We start from the raw sequence: 12654 nt of genomic DNA, 5'->3' as shown, positions 1-12654 counted from the left end.
CCGCCGCGAGCTAGAGGCTGGCGGGCACCGTCTTCTTGACCGGTTCCGCCAGCCCGGCGAGCGGGGTGGCGTCGTTCGCGTACTGCTTGCCCATGGTGACCTCCACATACGTCTTGCGGTAGGTCGTGGTGAAGCGGGGCCCCGAGTCCCGCTGCTCCACCAGCCAGTTGACCCCGTCGGCCTCCACGGCGTTCGCGGCGGGGTCGGTCATCTTCGCCGGCCGGGGGATGCCGCAGCGCAGGACGATCGCGCCATCCCCCCAGCCGGCGGTCAGCTCGGAACTCGGCTTCGGATCCTTCCGGTCGAGCCCCGCCAGGGTCTTCGGCAGCGCCTTGTGCAGCGCGTCGCAGAGCTTCGCCTCCGGCGGGGGCGGGCTGGGAACCGCCACCGGCGCCGCCGCGTCTGTGGCGGAGCAGCCCACGGCGGCCGACAGCAGGACGACGGCGGGCAGGCAGCCGAGCAGACGGCCGGATAGCCTGCGGCGGAGGGCCGGGTGGCGGGAACGGATCACCGGCCAAGCGTAGACGGGGGCTACAGGTGCACGACCGGGCAGGTCAGGGTTCGGGTGATGCCGTCCACTTGCTGGATCTTGGCAACCACCATGCGGCCCAGCTCGTCGACGGTGTCCGCCTGCGCGCGGACGATCACGTCATAGGGGCCTGTCACGTCTTCTGCCTGGATGACTCCCGGAAGCTTTGCGATGGTCTCGGCGACCAGAGTCGCCTTTCCCACCTCGGTCTGAATAAGGATGTACGCCTGTACCACGGAACCTCCAGGGCGGCCACGAGGATCATGTGGGGGGTAAAGAAACGCCACGGTATCGCGTCGTCACCGGCCACGGGGAGACCCGGGCACCCAGTGACACCCGCAGCGTGGCGCGTGGCGTCGGGAAGTTGACGTATCACTTGACGGTACCTAGGGCAGTGACGGCTCGCGACCGCAGACGCAGGACGCGGCGAGACACGATGAGAGGGGAGACTCGGTGAAGGGAACCGTGGGCGAGTTGGGGGAGTTCGGGCTCATCAGGGAGCTCACTTCCCGGCTCACCACCACCCCGGCGGTCAGGCTGGGGCCAGGCGACGACGCCGCGGTCGTGGCCGCACCCGACCGCAGGGTCGTGGCGAGTACGGATCTGCTCCTCGAAGGGCGGCACTTCCGCCGCGACTGGTCGACCGCCTACGACGTGGGACGCAAGGGCGCGGCCCAGAACCTCGCCGACATCGCGGCCATGGGCGCCGTCCCGACGGCGCTGCTCCTCGGGCTCGTCGTGCCTGCCGAACTCCCCGTCACCTGGCCGACGGAGCTGATGGACGGCATCCGCGACGAGTGCCAGGTGGCCGGCGCAGCCGTGGTCGGCGGCGACGTCGTACGCGGCGACACGATCACCCTCGCCATCACGGCGCTCGGCGACCTCCGCAACCACGAACCGGTGCTCAGGTCCGGCGCGCGGCCCGGCGATGTCGTCGCGTACACCGGCTGGTTGGGCTGGTCGGCGGCCGGGCACGCGGTGCTCTCCCGGGGGTTCCGCTCACCGCGCGCCTTCGTCGAGGCGCACCGCAGGCCCGAACCGCCGTACCACGCGGGCCCGGCTGCCGCCGGGCTCGGCGCCACCGCCATGACGGACGTCAGCGACGGACTCGTCGCCGACCTCGGCCATATCGCGGAGGCCAGCAAGGTCCGTATCGATCTGCGCTCCGGGCTCATCGACATCCCCTCCCAGATGAACGACATCGGGCAGGCCGTCGGCATCGACCCGCTGCAGTGGGTGCTGACCGGGGGAGAGGACCACGCCATCGTCGCCACCTTCCCGCAGGACGTGAAGCTGCCGGCCCGCTGGAAGGTGATCGGCGAGGTGCTCAACCCCTCGGCGCTGCCGCAGGTGACGGTCGACGGTGCGCCGTGGACCAGGAAGGGCGGCTGGGACCACTTCGGGGACATCGAGGACGCGAAGTAGCCCGCGACCCGGCGCGAAGTAGATTCGGGGCATGCCCGAACCCATGCCGGCGGCGGCGCCGCCCCGTGTCCTCACCGTCGCCGGATCGGACTCCGGTGGCGGTGCGGGCATCCAGGCCGACCTGAAGACGATGCTCGCCTTCGGGGTGCACGGCATGAGCGTGCTCACCGCGGTCACCGCGCAGAACTCACTCGGGGTGCAGGGCGCCTGGGAGCTGCCGGTCGAAGCGGTACGGGCCCAGTACCGCAGCGTCGTGGACGACATCGGCGTCCAGGCGGTGAAGACCGGCATGCTCGCCTCCGCCGAACTCGTCGCCGCCGTCGCCGAACTGCTCGCCGGGACGCGGGCGCCCGTGGTGGTCGACCCGGTCGGTGTCTCCAAGCACGGCGACCCGCTGCTCGCCGCATCCGCGCTGGACGGCGTACGGACCCTGCTGCTGCCGGTCGCGACCGTCGCCACCCCCAACCTGGACGAAGTGACACAGCTCACCGGGGTCCGGGTCGCGAGCGAGGCGGATCTGCGCCGCGCCGCTGACGCCGTCCTCGAATTCGGGCCGCGCTGGGCGCTCGTCAAGGGCGGCCATCTGCCCGGCGGGGCGGCGGCCGTGGACCTGCTGACGGACGGCACCGAGGAGCACTGGCTGCGGGCCCCCCGGCTCGACAACCGGCACACCCATGGCACCGGGTGCACCCTCGCCTCCGCCGTCGCCGCCGGACTCGGCAAGGGGCAGGGCGTGGTGGAGGCGGTGAAGGCCGCGAAGGAGTACGTGACGGGCGCCATCGCCGCCGGGTTCGCGCTGGGTACGGGCATCGGCCCGGTCGACCACGCCTGGCGCTACCGCTGAAGGCCCCGGCGGTGGTGGCTGCCGGGGCCGGGGCACGACAAAAAGCCGGCCCACCGAGGTGGACCGGCTTTTCAAGGCAACCGCAGGGGCTGCGCTACGACGCAGGCGTCAGCGCGAGACCTTGCCGGCCTTGATGCACGAGGTGCAGACATTGAGCCGCTTCGGCGTCCGACCGACCACTGCACGCACGCGCTGGATGTTCGGGTTCCAGCGACGGGACGTACGGCGGTGCGAGTGCGAAATGTTGTTGCCGAAGCCCGGCCCCTTGCCGCAGACGTCGCAGTTGGCAGCCACGGGTCACTCCAAAGACTTCAGATGTACGTACAGAGAAATCCGGCCGTCCCTCATCATTGACTGACGGGGTGTTGCCGGGGGAATGGCCCGACTCTCGTCGGGCAACCGAAGCAGCATACAACGGCTGCCTCGATACAACGAAACTACCATGGCGCCCGCCGCCCCAGGTCCGGCTACCCTGCGTGCAGCCCGCCACCAGCCCCTTCGGGGCCGCTCAAGGAGGACCGCCAGGTGCCGCACACCCTCGACGCCCCAGCGGTGCGCACCTGGTGCGCACTGGCACTGGAGGCCCTCGGCAGGGAGCGCGCTGAGATCGACGCGATCAACGTCTATCCGGTCGCCGACGGCGACACCGGCACCAATCTCTATCTGACCGTGGAGTCCGCGGCGCAGGCCGTCGAGGCGGTCTTCGCCGCCCACGAGACCGGCGCATCGGCGCCCGCGCCCGCCGACGCCGTACGGGCCATGGCGCACGGCGCCCTCATCGGGGCCCGGGGCAACTCGGGCACGATCCTCGCGCAGTTGCTGCGCGGCATGGCCGACGTACTCACCGAGGACGCCGGCACCCCCGGTCTTTCGGACCCGGCAGCCGTAGGCGACCGGCTCGCCCCCGCGCTGCGCAGGGCCGCCGAACTGGCCCGCCAAGCCGTCGCGCACCCCGTCGAAGGCACCATCCTCACCGTCGCGGCAGCCGCCGCCACCGCAGCCGAGGGCGCGGGAGCCGGCGCCGACATCGCGGCGACCGTACGCGCCGCGCACGCCGGTGCCTGCGCCGCGCTCGACGCGACCCCCGGACAGCTCGCCGTCCTCGGCAGGGCAGGCGTGGTCGACGCGGGCGGCCGCGGGCTGCTCGCCGTGCTCGGGGCGCTCGTCGAGACCGTCACAGGACAGGCGCCGCCCGCCGTCGTGACGGAGATCCGGGTGTACGAGGCCGCGGCCTGCGCCCGCGACGAGGACCCCGAGGAAGGCGGGCCCGCCTTCGAGGTGATCTACCTGCTGGAGGCGGACGACGCGGCCGTGACCCGGCTCAAGGACCGGCTCGACCCGCTGGGGGACTCCCTGGTCGTCGTCGGCGGCGACGGGCTGTGGAACGTCCATGTGCACGTGGACGACGCCGGGGCGGCCGTCGAGGCCGGTGTGGAGGCCGGGCGCCCGCACCGGATCCGCATCACCCACTTCGGCCCGGCCGCCGGACCGCAGCCGGAACCCGTCCAGCGCGCCGTCGTCGCCGTCGTACCCGGCGAAGGGCTCGCCGGACTGTGCGCCGAGGCCGGTGCGACGACCGTGCTGAACCGGCCGGGGGAGCCGCCCGCCAGCGGCGAACTGGTCGACGCGATCCGCCGGGCCCACGCACGTGAGGTGGTGCTCCTGCCCAACGACACGGAGCTGCGGCACACCGCGGCCGCGGCGGCAGAACAGGCGCGCACCGAAGGCGTACGGGTCGCCCTCATCCCCACCAGGGCCGCGGTCCAGGGCATCGCCGCGCTCGCCGTGCACCAGCCCGAGCGCAGCTTCGACGAGGACGTCGTCGCGATGACCTCGGCGGCCGGCGCCACCCGCTACGCCGAACTGGCCGTCGCCGAGCGGCAGTCCTGGACCATGGCGGGCATCTGCCAGGCCGGGGACGTGCTCGGCCTCATCGACGGGGACGTCGCGGTGATCGGCGCCGACCTCACGGCCACCGCCGAGGCCGTGCTGGCCCGCATGCTCGCGGCCGGCGGCGAACTCGTCACGCTCGTCCTCGGCGACGGCGTGCCGGACACCTTCGCCGACCGGCTGGAGGCGTACGTACGCGACGGGCACCTCGCCGTGGACACCGTCGTCTACCGGGGCGGCAGCCGATCCGTACCGCTGCTCATCGGCGTGGAGTAGCAGCCTGTCAGTGGCGTGGTGTGCAATGGACCGCGTGTCCGCGCTGGATGAAGACCTCAAGAAGACGCTCGGCCCCGCCACGGCGAAGGTGATGGCCGAACAGCTCGGCCTGCACACGGTCGGCGATCTGCTGCACCACTACCCCCGGCGGTACGAGGAGCGCGGCCAGCTCACCAAACTGGCCGACCTGCCGCTCGACGAGGACGTGACGGTCGTCGCCCAGGTCGCCGACTCCCGGGTGCACACGTTCAACGCGGGCCGCGGCAGGCGGCTGGAGATCACCCTCACCGACGGCAGCGGCCGGCTCCAGCTCGTGTTCTTCGGCAAGGGCGTGCACCGGCCGCAGCAGGACCTGCCGCCCGGCAGCCGCGGCATGTTCGCCGGCAAGGTCTCCGTCTTCAACCGCAAACTCCAGCTCGCGCACCCCACGTACGTGGCGCTCGGCAGGACCACCGAGGGGGACGACGAATCGGCCGACAGCGCGGTCGACTCGTTCGCGGGCAAGCTGATCCCGATCTATCCCGCCTGCAAGGGCCTGGAGTCCTGGAAGATCACCAAGGCGGTCGACGCCGTACTGCCCAGGGCCGCCGAAGCCGTCGACCCGCTGCCGCCCGCGCTGCGCGAGGGGCGCGGCTTCTCCTCGCTGCCCGAGGCGCTGCTCAAGATCCACCGCCCGGAGACCAGGGCGGACATCGAGGCCGCCAGGCAGCGGCTGAAGTGGGACGAGGCGTTCGTGCTCCAGGTCGCGCTGGCCCGCCGCCGCCACGCCGACGCCCAGCTCCCCGCGGTGCCGCGCAGGCCGGTCGCCGGCGGACTGCTCGACCAGTTCGACGCGACCCTGCCCTTCACCCTCACCGAAGGGCAGCGGAAGGTCACCGCCGAGGTCTTCGCCGACCTCGCCACCGACCACCCCATGCACCGGCTCCTCCAGGGCGAGGTCGGCTCCGGCAAGACCCTGGTCGCGCTGCGCGCCATGCTGGCCGTCGTCGACGCAGGAGGTCAGGCGGCGATGCTCGCCCCCACCGAGGTGCTCGCCCAGCAGCACCACCGCTCCGTCACGGAGATGATGGGCGAGCTGGCCCAGGGCGGCATGCTCGGCGGCGCCGAGCACGCGACGAAGGTCGTGCTGCTCACCGGCTCCATGGGGACGGCGGCGCGCCGCCAGGCGCTGCTCGACCTGGTCACCGGCGAGGCCGGGATCGTCATCGGGACGCACGCGCTGATCGAGGACAAGGTGCAGTTCCACGACCTCGGTCTTGTCGTCGTGGACGAGCAGCACCGCTTCGGGGTCGAGCAGCGCGACGCGCTGCGCTCCAAGGGCAAGCAGCCGCCGCACCTGCTCGTCATGACCGCCACCCCGATCCCCCGTACGGTCGCGATGACGGTCTTCGGCGACCTGGAGACCTCCGTACTCGACCAACTGCCCGCCGGGCGCTCGCCGATCGCCAGCCATGTCGTCCCCGCCCTGGAGAAGCCGCGCTTCTTCGACCGGGCCTGGGAGCGGGTGCGCGAGGAGGTCGAGGGCGGCCATCAGGCGTATGTGGTCTGCCCCCGGATCGGCGACACCGACGACACCGCCGAGGGCGCCAAGAAGAAGGCCGCCGCCGAGGAGAAGGCGGCCGAGGCCGACAAACGGCCGCCGCTCGCCGTGCTGGAGGTGGCCGAGCGGCTGGCGGCGGGACCGCTCGCCGGACTGCGGATCAAGGTCCTGCACGGCCGGATGGCGCCCGACGACAAGGATGCGGTGATGCGCGCCTTCTCCGCGGGCGAGGTGGACGTACTGGTCGCGACCACCGTCATCGAGGTCGGCGTCAACGTCCCCAACGCCACCGCCATGGTGATCATGGACGCCGACCGGTTCGGGGTCTCCCAGCTCCACCAGTTGCGCGGCCGGGTCGGCCGGGGCTCGGCCCCGGGGCTCTGCCTCCTCGTCACCGACGCCCCCGAGGCGAGCCCGGCCAGGGCCAGGCTCGCCGCCGTCGCCGCCACCCTCGACGGCTTCGAGCTCTCCCGTATCGACCTCGAACAGCGCCGCGAGGGCGACGTACTCGGCCAGGCCCAGTCCGGCGTCCGCTCCTCGCTGCGGATGCTCACGGTCATCGACGACGAGGAGGTCATCGCCGCCGCACGCGAGGAGGCCGTCGCCGTCGTCACGCAGGACCCGGACCTCGACGGCTACCCGGAACTGCGCACGGCCCTGGACGCGCTGCTGGACGCCGAACGCGAGCAGTACCTCGACAAGGGGTGACCCCCCGCCCCCCCGCCCCCCCGCCCCCCCCGCCCCCCCGCCCCCCCGCCGCTCACCCCCCGCCGCCCGCCGAAGGCCGTCGAAGGAAGGGGTGGATCCCTAGACAAGGGGCGGACCCCTCGCGCCCGGCCGGTGCTTACGCCATATCGTTGTGGCGTACGAGCAGGCCGCCCACGAAGCGAGGATCGACACCCATGACCCGCGTGATCGCCGGCGCCGCCGGCGGGCGCCGACTCGCCGTACCGCCGGGCGACGGCACCCGCCCCACCTCCGACCGGGCGCGCGAGGGCCTCTTCTCCAGTTGGATCTCGCTCCTCGGCACCCTCGAAGGACTGCGGATCGCCGACCTGTACGCGGGCTCGGGCGCCGTCGGCCTTGAGGCGCTCTCCCGGGGCGCCGCCCACGCCCTCCTCGTCGAGGCCGACGCACGCGCCGTACGCACCGTCCGGGACAACGTCGCCACGCTCGGGCTGCCGGGCGCCGACGTACGCGCGGGCAAAGCCGCCCAGATCGTCGCGGGACCGGCCCCCGCCACCCCCTACGACCTGGTCTTCCTCGATCCGCCGTACGCCGTGACCGATGACGATCTTGGCGAGATCCTGCTCACACTACGCACTCAGGGCTGGCTCAGCGGCTCCGCCGTCGTCACCGTGGAGCGGAGCACCAGGGGCGGCGAGTTCGGCTGGCCGGACGGTTTCGAGCCCGTGCGCTCGCGTCGCTACGGCGAGGCGACGCTCTGGTACGGCCGCACCGCCCCCACGCGCCAAGACGCATCATGACCGGACCGGAGAGCGAGGAAACCCCATTGCGCCGCGCCGTCTGTCCCGGGTCCTTCGACCCCATCACCAACGGACACCTCGACATCATCGCCCGCGCCTCCAAGCTGTACGACGTCGTCCATGTCGCGGTGATGATCAACCAGTCCAAGAAAGGGCTGTTCACCGTCGAGGAGCGGATCGAGCTGATCCGCGAAGTCACCGCGGAATTCGGGAACATCGAGGTGGAGTCCTTCCACGGACTGCTCGTCGACTTCTGCAAGCAGCGCGACATCCCGGCCATCGTGAAGGGGCTGCGAGCCGTCAGCGACTTCGACTACGAGTTGCAGATGGCCCAGATGAACAACGGACTCTCGGGCGTCGAAACCCTCTTCGTACCGACCAACCCCACCTACAGCTTCCTGTCGTCCTCCCTCGTCAAAGAGGTCGCGACCTGGGGCGGAGACGTCACCCACCTGCTGCCGCCGGCCGTCCACGCCGCCCTCACGAAGCGCCTCGCCGAACGCTGAGCGGATGACAGTGCGTCACCCGGTGTCCGGAGGGCTCCGAGTGGTCGTACAGTCGTTGCGTCCGTCTCCAAACCAGCCGAGAGAGTGGCGAGCACACGGTGGACGTGCAGAAGAAGCTCGACGAGATCGTCGACACGGTCGGGAGCGCCCGGTCCATGCCCATGTCGGCGTCCTGCGTGGTGAACCGCGCCGAACTGCTCGCCATGCTCGAAGAGGTACGGGACGCCCTGCCCAGCTCCCTGGCCCAGGCCGAGGAACTGATCGGCGGGCACGAGCAGCTCTCCGAACAGGCCCGCCAGGAGGCGGGGCGGATCATCGAAGAGGCCCACGCCCGGCGCTCCTCGCTGATCTCCGACACGGCGATCGCCCGGCAGGCCCAGGACGAGGCCGACCGCATCCTCGGCGAGGCCCGCAAGGACGCCGAGGAGGTGCGCGCCGAGGCCGACGACTACGTCGACTCCAAGCTCGCCAACTTCGAGGTCGTCCTCACCAAGACCATCGGCTCCGTCGACCGGGGCCGCGAGAAGCTCCTCGGCCGCGCCCCGGCCCTCGGTGACGAGGGGTACGACGGCGCAGCCGCCGCCGACGACGACGCCCCCGAGCACAGCACCGACCCGGACACGCTGATCCGGCGGGCCGACGAGTACGTGGACGCCAAGCTCGGCGCCTTCGAGGCCGTGCTGTCCAAGACCCTGGACGCCGTCGGCCGCGGCCGGCAGAAGCTGCACGGCAGGACCGACGCGGACGCCCTCGGCCTGCACATGGCCGAGCAGGACGCGGCGGGCCGCCAGGGCCACACCAGCGACGCCGACTTCCTGGCCGACCTGGTCGAGACCCCGCAGATGCAGGCCCAGTCCCTCAACCGGGCCTCGCACACCCAGCTCCCCTCCCAGGCGCAGGTGCCCGACCAGCCGCAGATCCCGGCGCAGGACCAGCAGCAGTACGCGGCGGACCTGGCCGGCTACCCGGCGCCCGGCACGCCGTACCAGGAAGCGGCTCCGGGAGCCCCGGGAGCCCCCGGGTACGCGGCAGGCGGGTACCAGGACCCGGCGTACGGCGCCGAGCCGACCTACGCCGGATACCAGCAGCAGGACGCGTACGGCTACCAGCAGGACCCGTACGCGTACCAGCAGCAGGAGTACGCGCAGGAGCAGATGCAGGCCGCCCAGGCGCAGCAGGGGTACGACCCGAACTACGGCTGGCAGCAGCAGCCCGCGCCGCCCGCGCTGCCGCCCGGCGCCCCCGACCAGCAGGGCGCCCTCGACGAGACCAGCCTCTTCGACACCAGCATGATCGACCTCGATCAGCTCCGCCGGTACGAACAGGGCCACTGACCGCGGACCCGGAAAAGCCCGGATTGGGTCTACGGCTGCCGGACCGGTATCCTGGTCCTTCGGTCGCGTGTATGTCCGCGATCCCGGCTGCCCGCTTCGCCCCCGGCGACCTTGGCGGCCCACCCCACGAAACGAAAGCAGGGACAGTTCTGAACGCGCGCCTCGACCACCGCAACCCCCTCGTGTTCGACACACACGAGCTGGGGCGGCGTCCTGGTGCGCTCAGGAAGCTGACCCGCACGGTGCCCGGACCCGGTCCTGAAGCGGCCTTCGGCATCGCCGATGTCATCGGGATCCCCGAGGGCGCCCCCGTCGAACTCACCCTCCGCCTCGAATCGGTCATGGAGGGCGTCCTGGTCACCGGTACCGCCCGAGCGACCGCCGAGGGGGAGTGCGTAAGGTGTCTGGAGCCGCTCAGCCAGGAGGTTGCGGCGGATTTCCAGGAGATGTTCGCGTACCACGACGCCGACGACCGGGGCCGCAGCCGCGCTGCCGAACCGGCCGCCGACGCCGAGGACGACGAGGACACGCTCTACATCGAGGACAGTCTCTTTGACCTCGAACCCGTGCTGCGCGATGCGGTGGTGCTCGCACTGCCCATGCAGCCGGTGTGCCGGGAGTCCTGTGCCGGTCTGTGTTCCGAATGCGGGATCAGGCTGGACGAGAACCCCGACCACCACCACGATGCCGTCGACATCCGTTGGGCGGCATTGCAAGGACTCGCCGAAACCATTCCGGCCGGCGAGAAGGACAACATGGGCGGCGCCGAAGCGGGCGTCGACGAGAAGCAGGAGAAGTAGCCGTGGCTGTTCCGAAGCGGAAGATGTCGCGCAGCAACACGCGCCACCGCCGGTCGCAGTGGAAGGCTGCGGTCCCCACTCTGGTCGCGTGCGAGCGCTGCCAGGAGCCGAAGCTCCAGCACATCGCGTGCCCGAGCTGCGGCACGTACAACAAGCGCCAGGTCCTCGAGGTCTGAGCGGCCGGTGAGAGGCTCAATGTCTGAACTGTCCAACGCCGACCAGCAGACAGACACGGTCAGTACAGCCTCGTCCCACACGCTTCTGGAAGGGCGGCTCGGGTATCACCTTGAGTCCGCCCTTCTGGTGCGTGCGCTGACCCATCGTTCGTTCGCGTACGAGAACGGCGGTCTGCCCACCAACGAACGGCTCGAATTCCTCGGGGATTCGGTGCTCGGCCTGGTGGTCACCGACACGCTGTACCGCATCCACCCCGACCTGCCCGAAGGCCAGTTGGCCAAGTTGCGGGCCGCGGTGGTCAATTCTCGTGCGCTGGCGGAAGTGGGCCGCGGCCTGGAACTCGGCTCCTTCATCCGGCTCGGCCGGGGCGAAGAGGGCACGGGCGGCAGGGACAAGGCGTCGATTCTCGCCGACACGCTTGAAGCGGTGATCGGTGCTGTCTATCTCGACCAGGGCCTCGACACGGCGTCCGAGCTGGTGCACCGGCTCTTCGACCCGCTGATCGAGAAGTCCTCCAACCTCGGAGCCGGCCTGGACTGGAAAACCAGTCTCCAGGAACTCACGGCGGCGGAGAGCCTCGGAGTCCCCGAGTACCTCGTCACCGAGACCGGCCCCGACCATGAGAAGACCTTCACCGCTGCCGCCCGCGTCGGTGGTGTCTCGTACGGCACCGGCACCGGCCGCAGCAAGAAGGAAGCGGAGCAGCAGGCGGCGGAATCCGCCTGGCGGTCCATCAGCACGGCGGCGGAGGAACGCGCCGCCGCGGGCAAGGCGGCGGGCGGCACTGCCGCCGGGGCCCCCGAGGCCCCGTCGGTGTCGGCCCCCGCCGACTCCGCCGACGTCTGACGGCCGACGCCCCGCTTCCGCACGCGCCCCTCGCTCCGCACCCACCGGTGCGGCGGGGGGCGTGTGCTGTTGCCACCCCACCCCCACCCCACCTCCATCCCACCCCTGACCTTTCCGCCCCCTGAGGAGTGCCGTGCCCGAGCTGCCCGAGGTCGAAGTCGTACGCCGCGGACTTGAGCGCTGGGTCAGCGGCAGGACCGTCGCCGGCGTCGAGGTGCTGCACCCGCGCGCCGTACGCCGGCACCCGGCGGGCGGCGCCGACTTCGCCGCCCAGCTCACCGGCCACACCATCGGGGCGGCCATGCGGCGCGGCAAATACCTCTGGCTGCCGCTCGCCGACACGGACGCCTCGATCCTGGGCCACCTCGGGATGAGCGGCCAGCTCCTCGTCCAGCCGGAGACGCTGCCCGACGAGAAGCACCTGCGGATCCGCATCCGCTTCGCCGACGACCTCGGCACCGAACTGCGCTTCGTCGACCAGCGCACCTTCGGCGGACTCTCGCTGCACGACAACACCCCCGAGGGCCTGCCGGACGTCATCGCGCACATCGCACGCGACCCGCTGGACCCGGCCTTCGACGAGGCCGCCTTCCACACCGCGCTGCGGCTGCGCCGTACGACGATCAAGCGCGCGCTGCTCGACCAGTCGCTGATCAGCGGCGTCGGCAACATCTACGCCGACGAGGCCCTGTGGCGCAGCAAGCTCCACTACGAGCGCCCCACCGCGACACTGACCCGGCCGCGCTCGGCCGACCTGCTCGACCAGGTCAGGGTGGTCATGAACGCGGCCCTGTCCGTCGGCGGCACCAGCTTCGACAGCCTGTACGTCAATGTGAACGGCGAGTCCGGCTACTTCGACCGCTCGCTGGAGGCGTACGGCCGCGAGGGTGAACCCTGCCACCGCTGCGGCACTCCGATCCGCCGCCGCCCCTGGATGAACCGCTCCAGCTACTTCTGCCCGCACTGCCAGCGCCCGCCACGCGCCACGCGCTAGTCAGGA

Annotated in this window: 14 protein-coding genes; 11 read left to right on the top strand and 3 right to left on the bottom strand. The window is 71.7% G+C overall.

Annotated elements, in window-relative coordinates; genetic code table 11:
* Positions 1-10: 10 nt before the first annotated feature.
* Together ACZ63I_RS08825 and ACZ63I_RS08820 are read right to left on the bottom strand one after the other, a co-directional pair.
* Positions 11-511 carry a DUF3515 domain-containing protein gene (locus ACZ63I_RS08825; RefSeq protein ID WP_469336752.1) on the bottom strand — a complete coding sequence of 167 codons (501 nt, stop codon included), beginning with the start codon at positions 509-511 and terminating at the stop codon, positions 11-13.
* A gap of 20 nt (positions 512-531) precedes the next feature.
* The gene (locus ACZ63I_RS08820) at positions 532-765 is read right to left on the bottom strand and encodes an Lrp/AsnC family transcriptional regulator (protein WP_041984003.1); all 234 of its coding nucleotides are present in this window, start codon (positions 763-765) and stop codon (positions 532-534) included.
* Between the two features lie 217 nt (positions 766-982).
* Here ACZ63I_RS08820 and ACZ63I_RS08815 point away from each other — a divergent pair, with 217 nt between their 5' ends.
* Together ACZ63I_RS08815 and thiD are read left to right on the top strand one after the other, a co-directional pair.
* Complete coding sequence (locus ACZ63I_RS08815) at positions 983-1954, top strand: thiamine-phosphate kinase (protein ID WP_469336750.1); 972 nt, start codon at positions 983-985, stop codon at positions 1952-1954.
* 31 nt (positions 1955-1985) lie between these two features.
* Positions 1986-2798, top strand: a complete 813-nt coding sequence (gene thiD, locus ACZ63I_RS08810; RefSeq protein ID WP_469336748.1) for a bifunctional hydroxymethylpyrimidine kinase/phosphomethylpyrimidine kinase — start codon at positions 1986-1988, stop codon at positions 2796-2798.
* Between the two features lie 108 nt (positions 2799-2906).
* Here the strand turns inward: thiD and rpmB are convergent, their stop codons facing one another.
* Positions 2907-3092, bottom strand: a complete 186-nt coding sequence (gene rpmB / locus ACZ63I_RS08805) for a 50S ribosomal protein L28 (protein ID WP_003957616.1) — start codon at positions 3090-3092, stop codon at positions 2907-2909.
* Between the two features lie 231 nt (positions 3093-3323).
* On the opposite strand from rpmB, the gene ACZ63I_RS08800 reads away from it, so the two are divergent.
* The 9 genes from ACZ63I_RS08800 to mutM all read left to right on the top strand — a co-directional run bounded on the left by ACZ63I_RS08800 (position 3324) and on the right by mutM (position 12648).
* Positions 3324-4964 (top strand): DAK2 domain-containing protein, encoded by a 1641-nt coding sequence (locus ACZ63I_RS08800; protein WP_469336746.1) that lies wholly within the window; start codon positions 3324-3326, stop codon positions 4962-4964.
* 25 nt (positions 4965-4989) lie between these two features.
* The gene (gene recG / locus ACZ63I_RS08795) at positions 4990-7212 is read left to right on the top strand and encodes an ATP-dependent DNA helicase RecG (RefSeq protein ID WP_469336744.1); all 2223 of its coding nucleotides are present in this window, start codon (positions 4990-4992) and stop codon (positions 7210-7212) included.
* Positions 7213-7406: 194 nt separating this feature from the next.
* A complete protein-coding gene (rsmD, locus tag ACZ63I_RS08790; protein ID WP_469336742.1) occupies positions 7407-7991 on the top strand; it encodes a 16S rRNA (guanine(966)-N(2))-methyltransferase RsmD in 585 nt (194 codons plus the stop codon).
* A 26-nt stretch (positions 7992-8017) separates the two neighbouring features.
* Positions 8018-8497, top strand: a complete 480-nt coding sequence (gene coaD, locus ACZ63I_RS08785) for a pantetheine-phosphate adenylyltransferase (RefSeq protein ID WP_469337057.1) — start codon at positions 8018-8020, stop codon at positions 8495-8497.
* Positions 8498-8595: 98 nt separating this feature from the next.
* Positions 8596-9831, top strand: coding sequence for an ATP synthase F0 subunit B (locus ACZ63I_RS08780; protein ID WP_469336741.1), 1236 nt, complete (start codon positions 8596-8598; stop codon positions 9829-9831).
* A gap of 71 nt (positions 9832-9902) precedes the next feature.
* Positions 9903-10631 (top strand): YceD family protein, encoded by a 729-nt coding sequence (locus ACZ63I_RS08775; RefSeq protein ID WP_469336739.1) that lies wholly within the window; start codon positions 9903-9905, stop codon positions 10629-10631.
* A gap of 2 nt (positions 10632-10633) precedes the next feature.
* Complete coding sequence (rpmF, locus tag ACZ63I_RS08770; protein ID WP_030753522.1) at positions 10634-10807, top strand: 50S ribosomal protein L32; 174 nt, start codon at positions 10634-10636, stop codon at positions 10805-10807.
* A gap of 19 nt (positions 10808-10826) precedes the next feature.
* Entirely contained in the window at positions 10827-11654 is an 828-nt protein-coding gene (gene rnc / locus ACZ63I_RS08765) for a ribonuclease III (RefSeq protein WP_469336737.1), read from the top strand.
* Positions 11655-11787: 133 nt separating this feature from the next.
* Positions 11788-12648, top strand: coding sequence for a bifunctional DNA-formamidopyrimidine glycosylase/DNA-(apurinic or apyrimidinic site) lyase (gene mutM / locus ACZ63I_RS08760; protein WP_469336735.1), 861 nt, complete (start codon positions 11788-11790; stop codon positions 12646-12648).
* The last annotated feature ends 6 nt before the right edge of the window (positions 12649-12654 follow it).

The organism is Streptomyces sp. NPDC087906 (assembly GCF_055584925.1).
Note: the sequence above shows the minus strand (reverse complement) of the source record. Positions and strands in the feature narration are given on the sequence as shown.